The sequence below is a fragment of the Delftia acidovorans SPH-1 genome, from assembly GCF_000018665.1.
GTDB lineage: Bacteria > Pseudomonadota > Gammaproteobacteria > Burkholderiales > Burkholderiaceae_C > Comamonas > Comamonas acidovorans.
Genome location: NC_010002.1, coordinates 1,476,612 through 1,496,368 on the forward strand (window position 1 = coordinate 1,476,612; position 19,757 = coordinate 1,496,368).

General features: G+C 64.4%; 16 protein-coding genes. All 16 read left to right on the forward strand.

Annotated elements, in window-relative coordinates:
- The first annotated feature begins 117 nt into the window (after positions 1–117).
- The 16 genes from DACI_RS06705 to DACI_RS06780 all read left to right on the forward strand — a co-directional run bounded on the left by DACI_RS06705 (position 118) and on the right by DACI_RS06780 (position 19,754).
- Positions 118–732: a S24 family peptidase gene (locus DACI_RS06705; protein WP_012203256.1), complete on the forward strand. Its 615-nt coding sequence runs from the start codon at positions 118–120 to the stop codon at positions 730–732.
- Positions 733–1,172: 440 nt separating this feature from the next.
- The gene (locus tag DACI_RS06710; RefSeq protein WP_013804206.1) at positions 1,173–1,658 is read left to right on the forward strand and encodes a hypothetical protein; all 486 of its coding nucleotides are present in this window, start codon (positions 1,173–1,175) and stop codon (positions 1,656–1,658) included.
- Between the two features lie 129 nt (positions 1,659–1,787).
- Entirely contained in the window at positions 1,788–2,714 is a 927-nt protein-coding gene (locus DACI_RS06715; RefSeq protein ID WP_012203258.1) for a phage tail tube protein, read from the forward strand.
- 43 nt (positions 2,715–2,757) lie between these two features.
- Positions 2,758–3,213, forward strand: a complete 456-nt coding sequence (locus DACI_RS06720; RefSeq protein WP_012203259.1) for a hypothetical protein — start codon at positions 2,758–2,760, stop codon at positions 3,211–3,213.
- A gap of 29 nt (positions 3,214–3,242) precedes the next feature.
- Positions 3,243–3,533 carry a DUF1799 domain-containing protein gene (locus tag DACI_RS06725; RefSeq protein ID WP_012203260.1) on the forward strand — a complete coding sequence of 97 codons (291 nt, stop codon included), beginning with the start codon at positions 3,243–3,245 and terminating at the stop codon, positions 3,531–3,533.
- A gap of 70 nt (positions 3,534–3,603) precedes the next feature.
- Complete coding sequence (locus DACI_RS06730) at positions 3,604–8,571, forward strand: tape measure protein (RefSeq protein WP_012203261.1); 4,968 nt, start codon at positions 3,604–3,606, stop codon at positions 8,569–8,571.
- Positions 8,568–9,503 carry a hypothetical protein gene (locus tag DACI_RS06735; RefSeq protein ID WP_012203262.1) on the forward strand — a complete coding sequence of 312 codons (936 nt, stop codon included), beginning with the start codon at positions 8,568–8,570 and terminating at the stop codon, positions 9,501–9,503. The genes DACI_RS06730 and DACI_RS06735 overlap by 4 nt, the downstream gene beginning before the upstream one ends.
- Positions 9,481–10,182: a hypothetical protein gene (locus tag DACI_RS06740; RefSeq protein ID WP_012203263.1), complete on the forward strand. Its 702-nt coding sequence runs from the start codon at positions 9,481–9,483 to the stop codon at positions 10,180–10,182. Before DACI_RS06735 ends, DACI_RS06740 begins: the two co-directional genes overlap by 23 nt.
- Positions 10,182–11,285, forward strand: a complete 1,104-nt coding sequence (locus tag DACI_RS31835; protein WP_157059626.1) for an efflux RND transporter periplasmic adaptor subunit — start codon at positions 10,182–10,184, stop codon at positions 11,283–11,285. The genes DACI_RS06740 and DACI_RS31835 overlap by 1 nt, the downstream gene beginning before the upstream one ends.
- The gene (locus DACI_RS06750; RefSeq protein WP_012203265.1) at positions 11,282–11,824 is read left to right on the forward strand and encodes a hypothetical protein; all 543 of its coding nucleotides are present in this window, start codon (positions 11,282–11,284) and stop codon (positions 11,822–11,824) included. The genes DACI_RS31835 and DACI_RS06750 overlap by 4 nt, the downstream gene beginning before the upstream one ends.
- A 149-nt stretch (positions 11,825–11,973) precedes the next feature.
- Positions 11,974–12,681, forward strand: a complete 708-nt coding sequence (locus tag DACI_RS06755; protein WP_012203266.1) for a TetR/AcrR family transcriptional regulator — start codon at positions 11,974–11,976, stop codon at positions 12,679–12,681.
- A gap of 63 nt (positions 12,682–12,744) precedes the next feature.
- The gene (locus DACI_RS06760; RefSeq protein ID WP_012203267.1) at positions 12,745–14,550 is read left to right on the forward strand and encodes an acyl-CoA dehydrogenase C-terminal domain-containing protein; all 1,806 of its coding nucleotides are present in this window, start codon (positions 12,745–12,747) and stop codon (positions 14,548–14,550) included.
- Between the two features lie 80 nt (positions 14,551–14,630).
- Entirely contained in the window at positions 14,631–15,071 is a 441-nt protein-coding gene (locus DACI_RS06765; RefSeq protein ID WP_012203268.1) for a DUF2147 domain-containing protein, read from the forward strand.
- 53 nt (positions 15,072–15,124) lie between these two features.
- Positions 15,125–17,527 carry a 3-hydroxyacyl-CoA dehydrogenase/enoyl-CoA hydratase family protein gene (locus DACI_RS06770; protein WP_012203269.1) on the forward strand — a complete coding sequence of 801 codons (2,403 nt, stop codon included), beginning with the start codon at positions 15,125–15,127 and terminating at the stop codon, positions 17,525–17,527.
- Between the two features lie 23 nt (positions 17,528–17,550).
- Positions 17,551–18,747, forward strand: a complete 1,197-nt coding sequence (locus DACI_RS06775; RefSeq protein WP_012203270.1) for an acetyl-CoA C-acyltransferase — start codon at positions 17,551–17,553, stop codon at positions 18,745–18,747.
- A 104-nt stretch (positions 18,748–18,851) separates the two neighbouring features.
- Entirely contained in the window at positions 18,852–19,754 is a 903-nt protein-coding gene (locus DACI_RS06780) for an alpha/beta hydrolase family protein (protein ID WP_012203271.1), read from the forward strand.
- Positions 19,755–19,757 lie beyond the last annotated feature (3 nt).

A 19,757-nucleotide genomic window follows, 5' to 3' on the forward strand; every position in this document is an offset into this window, starting at 1 on the left:
AACGGTTCAATTTGAACCATATTCTTGGTCCATAACGAACCACTGTCAAGATTCGCCATGCCTGCAAAACCTGTGACTGATGCGCTTACATCCAACGTTGATGAGGTACTGGCGCGCATGGCTGAAGCCTTGGGCCCCGACTGGATGGCGGGCATGGAGGTTCAGCCTGAAACGGTGCGGACCTGGCGCAAGCGCGGCGAAGTGCCGGCACGGCAACTGCTGCGGGCCTCGCAGCGAGCGGGCCGGCCGCTGGAGTATTTCAACGGCACGGGCGCGGCTAAGCCTGTCGCTCGGCATGGTGGCGCGGCCGAAGACGAGTTCACGCAGATCGAGATGCTCGATGCGCATGTCAGCGCTGGGCATGGGGCCGTCAACGGCCCCGACGAGGTGATAGGCCGCTTCGCCTTCCGTACGTCCTGGCTGCAGTCCAAAGGACTGGGCAGGCACAACGCCAAGATCGTGCGTGCCCGTGGAAGATCCATGGCGGACCGCATCAACGACGGCGACATCCTGCTGGTCAACACCTCGGTCGATACGCTGACCCAGGATGGTGTCTATGTGATCGAGCTGGAGGGTGAGAACTACGTCAAGCTGCTGGAGCGCGACTTCAGCACGGGCGGTGTGCGCATCGTCAGCTACAACCCCGCCTATCCGCCCCAGGTTCTGGAAGGCGAAGCGGCCAACCGGCTGCGCATCTGCGGCCGGGTTCTCTGGCACGGCGGAGAACTCTAGCCCCCGGGCCGCGCCGCCCGGCACCGCTCCAGAGACTTTGCCGCAGGCCTGAGGCGAGCCTGGGCGTTTCCGTCTTCTCCCAGCCTTTCTCGTCCACCTCTTTCATGCGTCCGTGCCTGCCCGAGCGGCAGGACGTTTGCGCTTGTCTGGCCGTTGGGATGTGCCGGGCCAAGGCACATGTGCCTGGCATCCAGATCCGCTGCGCCTGAGAAGGCGCGCGCCTGTGGACGCTGAAACCGGGCCTGCATATGCAGGCCTTATTCATTTTTGCCTGCCTCGGCACAGTCACTCCATCGCAACGACGCATCTTTTTCTGCGTCTCCCACGGAGTGACCCATGTACGCCATCGCACAACTGTTCCTGCTCTTTGCCGCCCATCTGCGGCCCATCGTGGCCGAGGCTGCGGCGAGCGTGGCAGCGGCCTTTCCGGTGCTGCGCTCATGAATGCACTGGCCCAGCATCGCAACGCCATCGTGGCCGTCCTGGCCTCGGTGCCGCAGATCGGCGTTGTGCAGGACCGCGAACGCCATGCCGCCAGCGATGCCGAGCTGGCCGCCCTGTTCACGTATACGCCGCCTGCAGCAGGCACGGCCCATGTCCGCGGCTGGTGGCTGCGCAGAAGCAGCACGGCCGAGCACGGCAGCAGCACGGCCCGCACGGTAAGCGTGCACCAGTGGACGCTGCATGGCTACCTGGCCATCGCCGACGCCCAGGCCAGCGAGTTGCTGCTGGACGACCTGGTCGAGCAGTTCCGCGCCCTGGTGCGAGCCGATCCGACCCTGGGTGGCGTGTGCCAGCCCGGTCCCCTGGCAGGCAGCGACGACAGCACCGATGGCGTGCAGGTCATGCGTGCCGAGCCTGTGGATTTCGCGGGAGTGCGTTGCCACTCCGTTGTCCTGCAACTCAGAACCTGGAGCTACCTGTGACCTGCACACCACCGAACCGGGCCTAGACCGGATACCCGCAACTTTCCCGCAACCCCTGTGGTCTGCGGCGCTGGAGAACGGCGCCAAAGGCCGCGAAACCTCTCCTCATCTCTTCAAAGGATTTTCCAAATGGCAGCAAAGATCATGCGCAAGATGGCCCTCCTGGCCCTGGTTGAAACTGTTGTCGGCACGGCCGTCGTACCGCTGGCGGCCAATGCCATGCTGGTCAGCGACGTGACCCTCACCCCCATCGAGGGCGATGTGGTCGAGCGCAACAACATCCGTCCCTTCTTCGGCTCCAGCGGCAGCACCCTGGTCACCGAATACCAGAAGGTGGCGTTCTCCGTGGAATTCGCGGGTGTGGCCGCAGCGGGCGAGCGTCCCGGCGTGACCGACCTGTTGCGTGCGTGCGCCGCCAGCGCCAGCACCGAGACTGGCGTGAAGACGGTCTTCTCTCCCGTGACCGACGGCATCCAGAGCGTGACCATCTACGGCAACGTGGACGGCACCCTCTACAAGATGCATGGTGCACGCGGCGAGGTGGAGTTCAGCACCGATGCCAAGGCCATTCCCAAGTGGAAGTTCGAGTTCACGGGCTCCTTCGTCCCCGCCGTGGATGAGGCCCTGCCGGCAGTGGACTACAGCGACTTCGTCGCTCCCCTGGGCGTCAACAAGACCAACACCCAACTGACCCTCGACGGCCTGGCGGTGGCCTGCAGCGCCTTCAGCTTCAAGTGCGGCAACCAGGTGGTCAAGCGCGACCTGATGAACGTGGACACCGTGGAAATCACGGACCGCAAGTCCACGGGCAGCGTCACCTTCGAGAACACCAGCGTGGCCACCAAGGACTGGATCGGCCTGGCGCGTGCCAGCGCCATCGTGCCCGTCACGCTCAAGCACGGCCCCGGCGCCACCAACACCGTCAGTTTCAAGAGCGCGCGCGCCCAGATCGGCAAGCCGACCTACAGCGACAGCGATGGCGTGCAGATGATCACGATCCCCCTGTCGTTCATTCCCTCCGACGCGGGCAACGACGAGTGGTCCATCGAGATCTGACGCCTCACCTCCCTGCCTGACAACTACACATCCAAGGATCACCATGGCCGTCAAGATTTCCGGGCTCAAGCCCACCATCTCCGTTCCCGCAACGCTGTACCTGCCCGTCGATGAGGGCAGGTTCGGAGCCCATCACTTTGCCGTCGTGTTCAAGCGCCTGGGCAAGGCGCGGCGCGACGAGATCAATGAACTCATCGTCGTCGGCAAGCCCGCCACGCAGCCCGATGGCTCGCAGGAGGTACGGCGCATGACCATCCCTGAGCTGCTCGACGAAGTGGTTGTGGGCTGGGAGGGGATGCTGGGCGACGAAGGAACACCCGTGCCCTACAGCCGCGACGAACGCCTGGCGGCCGAGGAGGCCTACCCGGGACTGGAGCAGGCCATGGCCGTGGCCTGGTTCGACGGACTCAACGTGCACCAGCGGGATGCCGCCACAAAAAACTCCGTGGCGCTGTCCGGCATCACCTCGGCCTCGACGGCGCAGACCGCTATCTCGTAGACGACGAGCTGCGCGCCCAGTGTGCGCAGATGGGGATCGACCCCGATCGGATGGTGCCTGGCGATCTGCAACGCCAGCACCCCGAGGACTACGAACTGTGGCCGGAGCATGCGATGGCCTGGAGCGTGTACCTCGGCTGCTCCACCCAGTGGCGCAGGACGGCCACGCCCTGGGGCCAGTGGCACTGGGACGGGCTGGACTACGCCGGGGCCGAGATCGTGATGCGCCGCTACGCGGTGCCCGCCGCGCAGCGCGGCGAGGTCTTCGCGCAGTTGCAGGTACTGGAGGCGCAGGCGCTGCGCCAGCTCAACCGGGGCTGAGGCATAGGGGCCTCGGCTCCGGCCTTTCAAGACAAACACAAGCGGTCAAGCATACCGAACAGAGATCAGCATGAGTACAGCGGTCAAAAGCATAGGCATCGCCGAGACGCCCAGCCTGAGCGAGCTGCGTGCGCAGAATGCCCAGTTCTCCCAGGAGCTCGACAAACTCCACGGCAAGCTGCAGCAGGCGTATGCCGGCATGTCGCAGTTCGCAGGTGCCTCAACGGATACGGGACTTGTATCGGCGCGTGCCAGCGTCGATGTCGAGAGCCTGTCTACTTCCATGGGCAAGATTGCAGGCCGCGCCAATGCCCTGCTGGAGGTGGCGGGTTCGGCGGCCAAGGTGGGAGAGGCGCTCTACACGGCCAGTGCCCAGACAGAGAATCTGCGTACGCGGCTGGACCTTGCCACCGGCGGCAAGGGCGCGCAGGAACTGGCCTATGTCACGGCCCTGGCCGATCGGCTGGGCCTGCAGCTCAATGCCACCGGCCAGGCCTACGCCGACTTCGCCACCAAGGCGCGTGGTACGGCGCTGGAAGGCGCGCAGGTGCAGACCATCTTCACGGGGATTGCCTCGGCCAACGCGGCCATGGGCCTTTCCGTGGAGCAGGGCAATGCCTCGTTGGCAGCCGTACTCGACCTGATGGGCAAGTGGACGATAGGCGCGTCGGACTTCAGCGAGAAACTGGGACATATCCCGGATGCGGCGCTGGTCGGCGCTCAGGCCCTGGGTGTGACACAGGAGCGGTTCTCCCAGATGCTGCAGACCGGCGAGGTCGTGACGCAGGACTTTCTGCCCCGTTTCTCGCAGGCGCTGCAAAGCTCCCTGGGAGAGGGGACGGACAAGGCGGCGGACAGGCTGGATGCCGGCACCCAGCGCATGGCCAACGCCTGGGACAAGCTCAAGTCCGCCGTGGGAGATTCCGGCATCAGCCAGATGATCTCCTTTGGCATGAATGCAGCGGCCAACGACATGAACGCCTTTTCGGAGTCCATGTCGCGCGCGCGTGACAACGGGTCGGGCTTCCTGGGCCAGATCAGCAGCGGCCTGGGCAACATAGCCGGGCGCGCGGTGGGCTTGCAATACATCAGCACGGCCTTCCAGTCGAATGCGGAAAAGGCAGCCTATCTGGCCAAGGAGCTTCCGCGCGCCAGGGCTGAGTTGGAGATGCTGCAGGCCAAGGGGGCAGCCACATCGCGCAATGTGTGGGTGCGCACGGCCCATGACGATGCCCAGCGCCTGGTCGAAAAATTGCAGCAGGTGCAGCGCGAATTGATGGCGGCACAGGGTCAGCGCAATGCAGGCGGCGGCCGTGGGTTCATCAATCCGCCGCTGGTGGGACAGCCACAGCCGCAGCCGCAGGAGCAAAGCAAGAAAACCGACGCGCCTGCGCAGAGGAAAGAGAAGCCTGCAGTGCCCCGCATCGTCAGCTACGCACCACCGGCCGCGCCAGCCAGAACGCAGCAGGACAATGAGGAGCTCAAGCGCGATCAGGAACTGCAGAAAAGGCAGCAGGAGGTGGCGCAGCTCGTAAAGGAACACCAGACCAAGGCAGAGCTGGCCGAAAAGAACCTGGACCTCGCCCGGCAGGAGACCCTCGCGATCGGTCTGACTGGCGATGCGTTGGGACAGCTGCGGCAGGAGCAGGTCGAAAAGACCATCGCGGAACTGCAAGACAACGCAGCCAAGCAAGAGAGCGTCCGATGCTCGAAGGACGTCGCCGAGGCCGTGGGCAAAGAGGCCGATGCCGCGCGCGAACTCGCCAGGGTCAAAGGCTATAACGACTCGGCACGCATGGTGGCCGAGTACGCGCAAAGCGTGAGGGAGGCCAACGAGGCGACCCAGTTCGAGCAGTCCCTGGCCGCCATGTCGCAGCGCGATCGGGAGATTGCCCTGGCGCAGTACAGGATCGAGATAGATCTCCAGAAAAAGCTGCAGGACATCGCGGCCAAGAATCCCACGGATGCCGCTGCCGCCCAGAAGCTCAAGGAAGACGCCACGGCCGCTGCGAACCAGGCCAAGGCCAATGTCGCCGAGCGCACCCGCATGCAGGAAACCCAAAAGTCCGTTGACCAGATGGACGAGATGTTCCGCAAGGGCTTCGCAGACATGCTGGCCAACGGTACGGAAGGCTGGCGCACGTTCACCAAGAACCTGAGCGCGACGTTCAAGGCCACGGTGGCCGATGAGATGTACAAGGCGTTCGCGCGGCCGCTTGTCATGCCTGTGATAGCGCAACTGCAAGGATTCATCGGCAACCTTGGCGCGGCGCTGGGGCTCGGCGGGGCAGGTTCAGGCGGCTTGCTCGGGTTGGCCGGCAACGCAGGCAACTTTTTGTCTCTGGCTGGCAGCGGCGGAATGCTAGGCAGTCTGGCGGGAACCGTTGGGGGATGGCTTGGCTTCGGCGGTTCGACAGCAGCTGCATCAGGTCTTGGGTTGACCGCTGGAGGCGGTTTAGGCCTTACGGCTGGAGGCGGGCTGGGCTTGACTGCCTCCGGGGCAGGTGCGAGCTCCATCGGCGCTGGGCTGGGCTCCGGAACCGCGGGTAGCGCAATGGGGTTGGGCGCTGCGATGCCATGGATCGCTGGGGGCTTGGCACTGTATTCGCTGCTCAGCAGCGATGTTTTCGGCTCCCGCGGCCCCAACCACGCCGGTGCCGCCTACAGCACCGCTGGCGTCGGCAACGACAAGGCTGCCGAACAGCTGTTCGGCCGTGCGGCCGGAGACTGGTATGACGATCTGACGCAGCGCCACAGCGATGCCGTCGAAAAGCAGCTCAAGACCAGCCTGGATGGCCTGGCCTCGGTCTATGGGTCCCTCAGTAAATACGCGACGGGTAGCGCGCGCGGCATTGACTTGGTCGGCGGCTTTGCCGTCAACGGAAAGTACACCGACGAGGATGCCTACGGCTATGCCAAGATCATCGACAAGGTGACGGGCACAGTGCTGGCCGGCTTCGAAAACCGCTCGCTGGGCAACAACCCGGACGAGGCCTACAAGGCCTTCCTGGGCCAGACCGGTTCCCTGCTGGTGTCCGAACTCAAGAAGGCGGACCTGCCCAGCTGGATGCGCACCACGCTGGACTCGCTGGGCGAAGCACCCAATGTCGAGGCGTTGCAGGCCGCCTTCCAGACCATCGACCTGATCGGCCGCTCCTTCGAGGAACTGGGCAAGAAGATCACGGGCTTTGCCAACCTGACCGACCTGGCCTTCGAGTCCCTGATCAAGGCCTCGGGCGGCATCGAGGCGCTGAACGCCAACGCCGGCAGCTTCTACCAGAACTACTACAGCGAGGACGAGCGCAAGACCATCGCCAAGCGCGAGATGGGCAGCAAGCTCAAGGACCTGGGCGTGGACATCGACCTGGATGCCGACGACGCCCAGGCCCGGTTCCGCAAGCTGGTGGAGGACAAGCTCAAGGCAGCCAACTCCGAGGAGGCGAATGCCAAGGTATTGAAGGACGCCATCTCAAAGGTCCAGGGCACGCAAGGCCTCAAGGACATGGCCAAGAATGGTGCCTTCAGGGACTTGATCGGCACCACCTTGGTAGAAGGTACGGGCGATATCGGAAAACTCACGGCCGATCTCGAGAACCTGGCGAACACCAGCACGTCGCTGGCCGACTTCACCGCCGGTATGGACAAGCTGATCGGCAATATCGGCGGCACCGGCAAATCTTCGGCCGAGACCGCTGCCGAGCTGCTCAAGCTCAACGACACGTTCAAGGCCGTTACCAAGACGTCCGAGGATGCTGCGGCGGCTTCGGCCAAACAGGCCGAGGAAGCCAAGCGCAAGCAGGAGGAGCAGGCGCAGGAGGCGAAGAAGAAGAACGAGGCCGATACGGATGCGGCGTGGAGCCTGCTGCAGCGTTCCGTCGATGCAGAGCGCTCGGCCATACAGGCACGCATCGATGTCGCGCAGGAGCGCGTGGATACCGAGCGCGCCCTCATGGACACCTTGCGCGGGCATGTCGTCGAACTGCGCGGCCAGATCGAGAGCACCCAGGCCATGGCCTTGGCCAGAGCCAACGAGGTCATTGACCAGGCACTGGCTGCGTACCGGCGCACGGGCTATCTGCCCGAATCGGCTGACATCGGCGAGGCCGTCTCGGCTGCGCGCGGCGGTATTTCCTCGGGCAACTTCCGCTCGCGCCTGGACTATGAGGCCGCGCAGTTGATCCTGGCCAACAAGCTCGAAGTGCTGCATGACGCGGCGGGCGAGCAGTTGTCTGCCGATGAATTGATTCTGGAGCAGGAAAAAAGCCAGGTCGATGCGTTGGAGCGGCTGATCAAGACCGAGAAGGAGGCGCTGGACATAGCGCGTGGCATCGACACGCGGCTGCTGTCGTCCGATCTCGCATGGGCGGAATTCCGCGCGGCGCTGCTCAAGGAAGGAGCTGGTACCGGAGGTGGTGCTGGTTCTGGCGGAAGCGGTTCCGGTGGCGGCAGCGGGGGCGCGGAACTTGGTCCGGGGCCAGGTCCTGGGGGTGGAGGCGGCAGCTCCACCGTGTATAGCAAGTACAAGATGCCTATTGCCGTGCTCGGTGATGGCTTCGCGATCTACGACTACGAAACGGATCCCGAGCGAGTCAAGAAGCTCGATGCGCTCTCGCCAACCTTCCATAAGTACGACGGCACCGGAGACTTGGTGGGACTGGCCAATGACATCAAGGCTCAGGGGGGCACGGCGCTGGATCTTGCCTATCTGTATGGCTACTCGGAGCGCGACGTGCTGGCGGCGTTGGACCAGTTCGGCATTCCGCGCTTCGCCTCGGGTGGCGAGCACTTCGGCGGCCTGCGCCTGGTCGGGGAAAACGGCCCCGAGCTCGAGTTCACCGGACCTTCACGGATCCACAGCGCCCAGCAGACGCGGCGCCTGCTGGAGGGAATGCAGGGCGGCGACCTGCACAGGGCCCTCGAGTCCCTGCAGCGTCTGACCTATGACCTGGGGCGCCAGCAGATCGTGCTGCTGCAAAGCCTCGAAAAGATGGCTCGCAAGAGCGACGCCATCGGCGTCAAGCAAAGGGAGACCGCATGAACGATGAATTCACACGCGGCATGGGATTTGTGCCGCCCCTGCCTATCACGCTGGACAACATGAGCACGAACGTCGCCGCAAGCGGCCTGCAGCCCTGGTCCGCCAGCAAGGCCTATGCGCTCAACGACGAGATCATCGACACCTCGCGCGTGATCTGGCGCAGCATGGTCGGCAGCAATACCGGCAATGACCCCGCCAGTTCGGAAGGCAAGTGGCAAAGGCGCGGTGTGGAAAACCGGCTGCGCATGTTCGATGCCAGCCTGGGCTCGTACACCGAGGCCGATGACCTTATCGAGGTCACCATCAAGCCCGGCCGCGTGGTCACGGACATCGAGCTGCTGGGCCTGCAGGCGCACACGGTCGAGGTGGTGATGACCGACCCCGTGGCCGGCGAGGTGTTCCACAGCGGGCAGCGCCTGGTGCTGCGCCCTTCGGGCAATTCGCACTGGGGCTACTTCTTCAACCCCATAGAGCGCGAACGAAAGCTGTCCATCTCGGGACTGCCGGCCTACACGCAGGCCAGCATCACGATACGCATCGCCAACCTGGGGGCCAAGGCGCGCTGCGCCGAAGTCGTCATCGGCCGTGCCGTCTGGCTGGGCAACACGCAGTGGCGGCCCTCGGTCAGCTTCGACGACTGGAGCCTCAAGAAGCGCGACGACTGGGGCGGCTGGATGGCCGAGCCTGGCGCCTACAGCGACCGCTTGAAGCTGCAGGTCCTCGTTCACGGCACGCAGTACGAGCGCGTGCGCAACGAAATCCTGGCGTATCGCGCCAGACCGGTCGTCTGGATAGGTGCGCGCGGCTACGGCGTGCTCACCACCTACGGCTACATCACGGGCTTCGACCAGGTACTGGTGGCCCATGGCTTCTCCGATTGCAACCTAACCATTGAAGGACTGGAAGACGATGAACTTCACACCCCCACCTAGTGCGCCCGAGGAATCGGTGGCGATCCCGAATCGCCGCACGGACCCGCAGGACGTATTCGACGTCAAGACGGATGTCTATCTGAACTGGCTGACGGGCTTTCGTAACTGGACGGCGGGCCTGGTGACGTGGCTCACGACGTTTCTGACGGAAATGGCCCAGGCCATGCTGACGGTCGAGGGCAACAAGAACGCTGCGCAGGCCGCCGCCTCCGCTGCCGCAACCAGCGCCCAGAACGCTGCCATTGTCGCCGGTGCCTCCCGATGGGCGCCGGGCAGCTACGCCCAGGGAGACGCCGTGTGGTCGCCCCAGTCGCTGCTGACCTATCGGCGCGTACCACCCGGCACCACGGCCAGCGCGCTCGACCCGGCCCAGGATCCCGCGGGCTGGCGGCTGTCCGGTTCACCGCAGTCCATGCCGCAGCAGGAGCTGACAACGGCAGGGCCCCATCACCTGATCGTCGGCATGCACTACATCGTCCTGCATCCACAGTGCGAATGCCTGATGCCGGCCGGGTCCGCGCCGCAGGAGCAACTGCGCGTCACCAACCGCTCCGGTGCGCTGACGCCCGTGCTCAGGCGCAACGGAGGCAAGTTTTCCGGAATCGAGGACGACCTGGCGCTGGACTCGCGCTATGCCGACCGCGTATTTACTCAAACCGCAACCCTGGGGTGGATCTGATGCTTTCCTTCAACAATATCTATGGACAACCTGCCGCGCTGATGCGCCGGCGTATTTGGAGCGGGGAGGAGCGCAAGATTTCTGGTGTCTCTGCGCATATTGCCAATGCATTCAAGCCAGTTCGCAGTGTTTCTCCTGCAAATTTTTCTGCAAGCATGGGTTTATACAATGGACGCCTGTATTTTTTGGCTAAAGGTGGAAATGTTTATACCACTCCAGATTTGAAAACTCTCACCCACCGTTTGCTGGCTGGTGGAGAGAATTCAATCATTACATCCATTGCTCAACTGGGTGGGGTTGTGATCGTTGGTACGCAATATCGATCAGGTATGTACACCTCATATGGGGGGTATGTCAGTGTTGATGACGGTTTGACATTCAGAAACGCACTTGCGACGCCAAGGTTTGTAAGAGCAGGAGACTATTTTTACGCCTTGTCTTCGAGCATGGTTCGTTCGAAGACGGGCCTGGATACGGCATGGAGTGCCACGTCCATGCCATCAGGGGAGGTATGGAGTCATGTGCTGCACAATGGTGAAATTTATTTCACATTGAGTATTATTAACAATGTATTTTACAATGCAGCTTACTCATTGGATGGGGTGTCATTCATTTTGTCAAATAAATTTGCAAACGAGCGATCAAAGTTTCCATCTGGTGCTTATATACAAAGTGCAGCAGTCATCGGGAAAAAGTTTGTAATGGTGGGCGTGCAGGGGGGGCAGATATACACCGTGATGACTGAGAATGGTATTGATTTCGAGCAATTTAGCCAGTCGCTAGAAAGCGGCGTAGAGGGGGAAGAATTTAGGAGCTGGATCATCCAGGTCGTTGCGGCAGATGGGGTGATGTATATGCGAGCCGCTACCAGCGATACGGCCGGTATTATTCGTACTCGAGTTTTCTCGTCCATTGATGGCATTTCCTGGCGCGCTTTGCCTGCCATCGCAACTCGTAGTAGCTTGATAGACCCGTCCAACGGGATGTTTGAGCTCGCCCCTGGTCAGGGGATCTATGCCATCCCCTGGGCAGATGCAGACCATGCATTCATCTCCGACACCGTCAACGACCGCGACTTCTATTACGAACTGGGTGCCGCATGAACTACGAATTCAACCTCTGGGGCTGGTACGCAGGCATGTCCACCATGCCCGGCTCGCGCACGACGACACTGCCACCCGACAACATGCAGACGCACGAGATAGCGGGCCGCCCGCGCAGCAACTTCACGGGCCTGGCCTGGGTCGAACTGCCTTATGAGGCCCCGCCCGAGCCGGTGTCCGAACCCGCGCTGCCGGAGATCGTCATCACCGGCATCGCGGCCGACAGGGAGGGCTTCGTGCACACCCCGGACTTCACCGATGCGACGGTGCCGGTGGGTGCTACGCTGGCCTTCTCTGCCGAACTGCGGGCCGGCGATCAGGTGCTGACGCTGGACGACAGCTTTCGACTGCCCATCCGGTCGCGCGATGGCCGCGAGCGCGTGGTGCTGGCCTCCATGGCCAAGGGCTTCATCCGTTTCTCTGTCCACTTCGAAGACAGTCGGGTCTGGGAAGTGACCGAAGCCACGGTCAATTCCGACCTTCCTCCCGAACGCCACATGCGCTTCAAGGGCATCAAGGTATTTGCCGTGGAGGCATGACTTGCTCTGAGGCTTGACAAACAACCAAGCCGGCACCTGCCGGCTTTTTTTCGCCTGCCCACAAGCTAGGTGTTTTCCCCCGCATGTCTTCGCCGCGACAAGCTTTCCATGCAAAATAGCACGAACGTTCGTTTTAACAAGAATTTCGCATGTCCAGCGTTTCCGCCCCACGCCGCACCACCCGTTTGACCGCTGACGCCACGGCCGATCCCAAGGCGGGCTCTTCCGTGCACGAAGCCGCTGCGCCCGCGCCGCGCCGTGCGCTGCACAAGGGGCAGCAGACCAAGGCCACCATTGTGGAGGCTGCCCTCAACCTGGCCACGCACATCGGGCTTGAGGGTCTGTCCATCGGCGCTCTGGCCGAGCTGACGGGCATGAGCAAGTCGGGCGTGTTCGCGCATTTTGGCTCGCGTGAGGAGCTGCAGATTTCCGTGGTGCATGAGTACCACGACCGTTTCGAGCAGGAAGTGTTCTTTCCCGCGCTTCAGGCGCCGCGCGGCGTGGCGCGTCTGCGGGCGCTGTTCGACAACTGGATGAAGCGCACCTCCATCGAGCTGGACTCGGGCTGCATCTATATCAGCGGCGCCGTGGAGTTTGACGACCGCACGGGGCCGGTGCGCGATGCGCTGACGGCCTCGGTCCAGACCTGGCATGCAGCCATGCGCCGCACCATCGTGCAGTGCCGCGAAAGCGGCGACCTGCGTGCCGACCTTGACGAGAACCAGCTGCTGTTCGAGATCCACGGCCTGATCCTGGCCCTGCATTACGAGGCGCGCTTTCTGCGCAATGAAGGCTCCATGCAGCGCGCCATCGACGGCTTCGAGAGCATCCTGGCGCGCTACGCCAGCCCGGCCTGATTTTTTCGCTTCCACCGTTTTCACTGCATCCACCGCAAACCCCGCCATCACAGGAGAAGACAAATGCCCAGCTACAACCCGCCCCTGCGCGACATGCAATTCCTCATGCACGAGGTGTTCAAGGTCACGGACGACTACCAGCAGATGACGGCGCATGCCGAGGTCGATGCCGACACCATCAATGCCGTGCTCGAAGAGGCGGGCAAGTTTGCGGCCAATGTGACGTTTCCGCTGAACATCAGCGGCGATGCCGAGGGCTGCGTGCTCAACAAGGAAACCCATGAGGTCACCACGCCCAAGGGCTTCAAGGAGGCCTACCAGAAGTATGTGGAAGGCGGCTGGCCTTCGCTGTCCTGCGATACGGCCTACGGCGGCCAGGGCCTGCCCTTTGCGGTGAACTCGGCGGTGTACGAGATGCTCAACAGCGCCAACCAGGCCTGGACCATGTACCCGGGCCTGTCGCACGGCGCCTACGAGGCCCTGCATGTGCACGGCACGGAAGAGCAAAAGAAGCTGTACCTGCCCAAGCTGACCAGCGGCGAGTGGACGGGCACCATGTGCCTGACCGAGCCCCATTGCGGCACCGACCTGGGCCTGCTGCGCACCAAGGCCGAGCCCGTGGCCGGCGCGCCCGAGGGCACCTACAAGATCACCGGCAACAAGATCTTCATCAGCGCGGGCGAGCACGACTTCACCGACAACATCGTCCACCTGGTGCTGGCCCGCCTGCCCGATGCGCCGGTCGGCTCCAAGGGCATCAGCCTGTTCGTGGTGCCCAAGTTCGTGGTCAAGGCCGATGGTTCGCTGGGCGAGCGCAACCCCATCTTCTGCGGCGCGCTGGAGCACAAGATGGGCATCCATGGCAATGCCACGGCACAGATCAATATCGACGGCGCCATCGGCACCCTGGTGGGCCAGCCGAACAAGGGCCTGCAGGCCATGTTCGTGATGATGAATGCCGCCCGCCTGGGCGTGGGCAACCAGTCGCTGGGCCTGACCGAGGTGGCCTACCAGAACGCCCTGGCCTATGCCAAGGACCGCCTGCAGATGCGCAGCCTGTCGGGCACCAAGGCCAAGGACAAGCCGGCCGACCCCATCATCGTCCACCCCGATGTGCGCCGCATGCTGCTGACGGCCAAGGCCTATGCCGAAGGCGGCCGCGCGCTGGTGACCTACTGCGCCTTCCTGATCGACAAGGAGTTCAACCACCCCGACGAAAAGGTGCGCAAGGACAGTGCCGAGCTGGTGGCGCTGCTGACGCCCATCGTCAAGGCCTTCATCACCGACAACGGCTGGACGGCCACCACCATGAGCCAGCAGGTCTATGGCGGCCATGGCTTCATCACCGAATGGGGCATGGAGCAGTTCGTGCGCGATGCGCGCATCAACATGATCTATGAAGGCACGAACGGCATCCAGGCGCTGGACCTGCTGGGCCGCAAGGTGCTGGGCAACCAGGGCGCCTCGCTCAAGAAGTTCGGCAAGCTGGTGGCGCAACTGGTGGAGGAAGAGGGCGTCAACGAGAAGATGGCCGAGTTCATCAATCCCATCGCCTACCTGGGCGACCAGATGACCAAGTTCACCACCGAGATCGGCTTCAAGGGCATGCAAAACCCCGACGAGGTGGGTGCCGCTTCCGTGGACTACCTGCGTGTGGCGGGCCACCTGGTGTTCGGCTACTTCTTCGCCCGCATGGCCCAGGTGGCGCTGCGCGAAATCGCCAAGGGCAACACCGACCCGTTCTACCAGGCCAAGCTGCAGACCGCGCGTTTCTACTTCGCCAAGCTGCTGCCCGAGACCGCCACGCTGATGCGCACGGCCCGCGCGGGCAGCAAGTCGCTGATGGACACGGACGCAGCGCTGGCCTGAACGGCTTCACTCCAACATGGGAGCGCGGGCTGTGCGCATCAGCCTGGCCTGCGCACCTTTCTAGGCGAAGGGGGTTTGAAATGAAGGCATATCAAGCACTGGCAGCAATGGTCCTGGGCCTCACGGCTGCCGCAGCGCAGGCGCAGATGACGCCCGTGGGCCTGTGGAAGAGCGTGGACGACAAGAGCGGCGAGGCCAAGTCCGAGATCCGCGTGGCCGAGAACGACGGCGTGGTCACGGGCCGCATCGAGCAGATCCTGCGCAAAGGCGCCGATCCGGCCGCCACCTGCACCGAGTGTTCTGACGACCGCAAGGGCCAGCCGCTCAAGGGGCTGGAGATCATTCGCGGCGCCAAGAAGGCCGAGGGCAAGGACGTCTGGGAAGGCGGCAAGATCCTCGACCCCGAAAACGGCAAGACCTACACGCTGCGCCTGACGCCCATCGAAGGCGGCGCCAAGCTCGAGGTGCGCGGCTCCATCGGCCCCTTCGGCCGCACCCAGACCTGGGTGCGCGTGCAGTAACCATTCCGGAGGGCGGCCGCAGCGGCCGCCTTCCTCCCACTTGTGGAACATCCATGTCCCGATTCAATGTGAAGAAAGTCGCCGTGCTCGGCGCTGGCGTGATGGGAGCGCAGATCGCGGCCCATCTGGTCAATGTCAAGGTGCCCGTGGTGCTGTTCGACCTGCCTGCCAAGGAAGGCCCGAAAAGCGGCATCGCCGAGCGCGCCATCGCCAACCTCAAGAAGCTCAAGCCTTCGCCCATCGGCGTGGCCGAGGACGCGGACCTGATCCAGCCCGCCAACTACGAGGAGCACCTCAAGCTGCTCAAGGGCTGCGACCTGATCATCGAGGCCATTGCCGAGCGCATGGACTGGAAGCTCGATCTGTACACCAAGATCGCGCCCCATGTGGCCAAGCACGCCATCGTGGCGTCCAACACCTCGGGCCTGTCCATCACCAAGCTGTCCGAGGCGCTGCCCGACGCGATCAAGCCGCGCTTTTGCGGCATCCACTTCTTCAACCCGCCGCGCTACATGCCGCTGGTGGAGCTGATCGCCACGCCGACCACGCAGCCCGTGGTGCTGGACCAGCTCGAAGCCTTTGTCACCAGCGGCCTGGGCAAGGGCGTGGTGCGCGCCAAGGACACGCCCAACTTCATCGCCAACCGCATCGGCATCGCCGGCATGCTGGCCACGATGAAAGAGGTCGAGAACTTCGGACTGACCTTCGACGTGGTCGATGACCTCACCGGCAAGAAGCTGGGCCGTGCATCCAGCGGCACCTTCCGCACGGCCGACGTGGTGGGCCTGGACACCATGGCCCATGTGATCAAGACGCTGCAGGACAACCTCAGCGCCGAGACCGATCCCTTCTACGGCAGCTTCGGCACGCCGCCCGTGCTGGCCAAGCTGATCGAGCTGGGCAACCTGGGCCAGAAGGCGAAGAAGGGCTTCTACAAGAAGGTCGGCCGCGACATCCTGCAGTTCGAGCTGGACAGCGAGGACTACGTGCCCGCAGGTGGCAAGGCCGACGAGGTCTATGGCCGCATGCTCAAGAAGCCCGCTGCCGAGCGCCTGAAGCTGCTGCGCAATGCCGAGGGCGCGCAGGGCCGCTTCCTGTGGGCCATCCTGCGCAACAGCTTCCACTACGCGGCCATCCACCTGGAGAGCATTGCGGAGTCTGCCCGCGACGTGGACCAGGCCATGCGCTGGGGCTTCGGCATGAAGCAGGGCCCCTTCGAGCTGTGGCAGGAGGCCGGCTGGCTTGAAGTGGCGAAGATGGTTCAGGAGGACATCGATGCCGGCAAGGCATTGAGCAAGGCGCCCCTGCCCAAGTGGGTCTTCGAAGGCCCCGTGGCCGAGGCCGGCGGCGTGCACACGGCGCAGGGCTCGTGGAGCCCTGCCAAGGGCCAATTCGTGCCCCGCCGCGTGCTGCCCGTCTACGAACGCCAGATCTTCCCCGAGAAGCTGCTGGGCGAAGACAGCCTGCCCGACTGGAAGACGGCTGGCACCACGATCGCCGAATCCAAGGCGCTGCGCACCTGGACGCTGGACGGCCAGATCCTGATCGCCAGCATCAAGAACAAGATGCACGCCATCAGCCCCGAAGTCATGGAAGCGCTGATGGAAGCCGTGGACGTGGCCGAGACCGACTTCCAGGGCATGGTCATCTGGTCGGGCGATGCGCCGTTCAGCGTGGGCGCCGACCTGGAGGCCACCATGCCGGCCTTCGTGATCGGCGGCGCAGACGCCATCGAAAGCGTGGAGCAGGAGCTGCAAAACCTGATGCTGCGCATCCGCTACGCCCAGGTGCCCGTGGTTGCGGCCATCCATGGCATGGCGCTGGGCGGCGGCTGCGAGCTGGCCGTCTACAGCGCGCGCCGCGTGGCGCACATGGAGAGCTACATCGGCCTGGTGGAAGTCGGCGTGGGCCTGGTGCCCGGCGCGGGCGGCCTGACCTATATCGCGCGCCGTGCGGCAGAGAACGCCGCCACCAGCACGGGCAAGGACCTGCTGCCCTTCCTGACCGAAGGCTTCACGGCCGCGGCCATGGCCAAGGTGGGCACCAGTGCCATAGAGTCGCGCAAGCTGGGCTACCTGCTGGACAGCGACCTCATCGTGCCGCACAAGGACGAGCTGCTCTTCGTCGCCATCAACGAGGCCAAGTCCATGGCCGCAGGCGGCTGGCGCGCGCCGCTGCCGCGCAGCTTCCCCGTGGCGGGACGCAGCGGCGTGGCCACCATCAAGGGCTCGCTGGTCAACATGCGTGACGGCGGCTTCATCAGCGAGTTCGACCAGCATGTGGCCAGCCTGATCGCCAACGTGGTCTGCGGCGGCGATGTGGATGCGGGCACCCTGGTGGACGAGGCCTATCTGATGAAGCTCGAACGTAAGGCGTTCTGCCACCTGATCGGCCATCCGAAGACCCATGAACGCATTCTCGGAATGCTGAACACCGGCAAGCCCGTCCGCAATTGAGGCAGATCGAGGAGAGACAAGACATGAAACAAATCCAAGACGCCTACATCGTCGCCGCCACGCGCACGCCCATCGGCAAGTCGCACAAGGGCTTTTTCCGCAACTACCGTCCCGACGACCTGCTGGCGACCACGCTGAAGGCCGCGCTGGCCCAGGTGCCGGGGCTGGACCCGGCTGCCATCGAGGACATCATCTGCGGCTGCGCCATCCCCGAGGCCCAGCAGGGCCTGAACGTGGCGCGCATCAGCGCCGTGCTGGCGGGCCTGCCCACCAGCGTGGGTGGCATCACCGTGAACCGCTTCTGCGCCTCGGGCCTGTCGGCCGTGGCCATGGCGGCGGACCGCATCCGCGTGGGCGAGGCCGACGTGATGATCGCGGCCGGCGTCGAGAGCATGAGCATGGTGCCCATGATGGGCAACGCGCCCTCGCTGTCGCCGTCCATCTTCGAGCGCGATGGCGACGTGGGCATTGCCTATGGCATGGGCCTGACGGCCGAGAAGGTGGCCCAGCAGTGGAAGGTCTCGCGCGATGCGCAGGACGCCTTTGCGCTGGAGTCGCACCGCCGTGCCCTGGCCGCGCAGCAGGCCGGCGAGTTCAAGGACGAGATCACGCCCATCGAGGTCACCGACCGGGGCCTGGACCTGGCCAAGGGCGAACCCGTGGTGCGCACGCGCACCGTGGAGCTGGACGAGGGCGCACGCCCCGACACCAGCCTGGAAGGCCTGGCCAAGCTGCGCACCGTGTTCGCGGCGCGCGGCTCGGTGACGGCCGGCAACAGCTCGCAGACCAGCGATGGCGCAGGCGCGCTGATCCTGGCCAGCGGCGCAGCCGTGCAGCGCTTCGGCCTCACGCCGCTGGCGCGCTTCGTGAGCTATGCCAGCAAGGGCGTGCCGCCGGCCATCATGGGCATCGGCCCCATCGAAGCCATCCCGGCCGCGCTGCGCTATGCGGGCCTCAAGCAGGACGACATCGACTGGTTCGAACTCAACGAAGCTTTTGCCGCCCAGTCACTGGCCGTGGTCAACACGCTGGGGCTGGACCCCGCCAAGGTCAATCCCATGGGCGGTGCCATCGCCCTGGGCCACCCGCTGGGTGCCACGGGCGCCATCCGCTCTGCCACCGTGGTGCATGCGCTGCGCCGCAAGCAATTGCGCTACGGCATGGTGACGATGTGCGTCGGAATGGGCCAGGGCGCCGCCGGCATCTTCGAGCGGGTCTGACCGTTGCTCAAGGCCCCGTTCGCGGGGCTTTGTCTTTTTCGCTCATTCCATTTTTTCCCATCCATGCGAGCCGGCACAGAAACGGCACTGACCAGGAGACAGCCATGGAACAACACCAACTCAGCAGCGATGGCGCCACGCTGGCGCTGCGCGTCTATACGCCCGCTGGCCCGCCGCGCGCCAGCGTGGTCATCGGCGGGGCCATGGGGGTGCGCCAGGCCTTCTACGAGGCCTTTGCCACCTGGCTTGCGGGCCAGGGCTATCGGGTGACCAGCTTTGACTACCGGGGCCATGGCGATTCCCTGCAAGGCTCTTTGCGCCAGGTGCGTGCCGACCTGTGCGACTGGGCGCGCGACTACGAGGCAGTCATCGCCCATGCCAAGGCGCAGCTGCCGGACCAGCCGCTGTTCCTGATCGGCCACAGCCTGGGCGCCCAGCTGCCGGGCCTGCTGCGCTCCCCGCAGCTGGTGGACGGTCTTTTGAGCATTGCGGCCGGCAGCGGCTACTGGCGTGACAATGCGCCCCGCCTCAAGCGCATGGTTCCCTATTTCTGGCATGTGCTGGTGCCCGTGGCCACGCGCCTGTGCGGCTACTTTCCGGGCCGCCGCCTGCGCAAGGTGGGCGACCTGCCGGCCGGCGTCATGCTGCAGTGGCGCCGCTGGTGCCTGAACCCGCGCTACAGCGTGGGTGCCGAGGGCGAGGCCGCCGCGCGCAGCTACGCCGCCGTGCGCTTTCCGGTGATGGCGCTGTCCATGAGCGACGACGAACTCATGACCTGGCGCGGCACCGAGCACCTGTTCGCGCTCTACGCCAATGCCCCCAGCCGCATCGAGCGCATCGAACCCAAGGCCCTGAAGTTGCGGCGCATAGGGCATTTCGGCTTCTTCCGCGCCGATATGCGCGACGCGCTCTGGAGCCGGGCCGTGGACGTGTTCTCGGGCTGGACCAAGGCGCCGGCAGCCGCGGCCCACCCGCGCTTTTCCTCACCCGCAGAGTCGCCGGCTTGACGG

Coding starts and splice junctions, on each gene's coding strand:
- DACI_RS06765 (WP_012203268.1), top strand. CDS start 14,631: ATGAAGGCATATCAAGCACTGGCAGCAATGGTCCTGGGCCTCACGGCT.
- DACI_RS06705 (WP_012203256.1), top strand. CDS start 118: ATGGCTGAAGCCTTGGGCCCCGACTGGATGGCGGGCATGGAGGTTCAG.
- DACI_RS06735 (WP_012203262.1), top strand. CDS start 8,568: ATGAACGATGAATTCACACGCGGCATGGGATTTGTGCCGCCCCTGCCT.
- DACI_RS06755 (WP_012203266.1), top strand. CDS start 11,974: ATGTCCAGCGTTTCCGCCCCACGCCGCACCACCCGTTTGACCGCTGAC.
- DACI_RS06715 (WP_012203258.1), top strand. CDS start 1,788: ATGGCAGCAAAGATCATGCGCAAGATGGCCCTCCTGGCCCTGGTTGAA.
- DACI_RS31835 (WP_157059626.1), top strand. CDS start 10,182: ATGCTTTCCTTCAACAATATCTATGGACAACCTGCCGCGCTGATGCGC.
- DACI_RS06770 (WP_012203269.1), top strand. CDS start 15,125: ATGTCCCGATTCAATGTGAAGAAAGTCGCCGTGCTCGGCGCTGGCGTG.
- DACI_RS06750 (WP_012203265.1), top strand. CDS start 11,282: ATGAACTACGAATTCAACCTCTGGGGCTGGTACGCAGGCATGTCCACC.
- DACI_RS06730 (WP_012203261.1), top strand. CDS start 3,604: ATGAGTACAGCGGTCAAAAGCATAGGCATCGCCGAGACGCCCAGCCTG.
- DACI_RS06725 (WP_012203260.1), top strand. CDS start 3,243: ATGGGGATCGACCCCGATCGGATGGTGCCTGGCGATCTGCAACGCCAG.
- DACI_RS06775 (WP_012203270.1), top strand. CDS start 17,551: ATGAAACAAATCCAAGACGCCTACATCGTCGCCGCCACGCGCACGCCC.
- DACI_RS06710 (WP_013804206.1), top strand. CDS start 1,173: ATGAATGCACTGGCCCAGCATCGCAACGCCATCGTGGCCGTCCTGGCC.
- DACI_RS06740 (WP_012203263.1), top strand. CDS start 9,481: ATGAACTTCACACCCCCACCTAGTGCGCCCGAGGAATCGGTGGCGATC.
- DACI_RS06720 (WP_012203259.1), top strand. CDS start 2,758: ATGGCCGTCAAGATTTCCGGGCTCAAGCCCACCATCTCCGTTCCCGCA.
- DACI_RS06760 (WP_012203267.1), top strand. CDS start 12,745: ATGCCCAGCTACAACCCGCCCCTGCGCGACATGCAATTCCTCATGCAC.
- DACI_RS06780 (WP_012203271.1), top strand. CDS start 18,852: ATGGAACAACACCAACTCAGCAGCGATGGCGCCACGCTGGCGCTGCGC.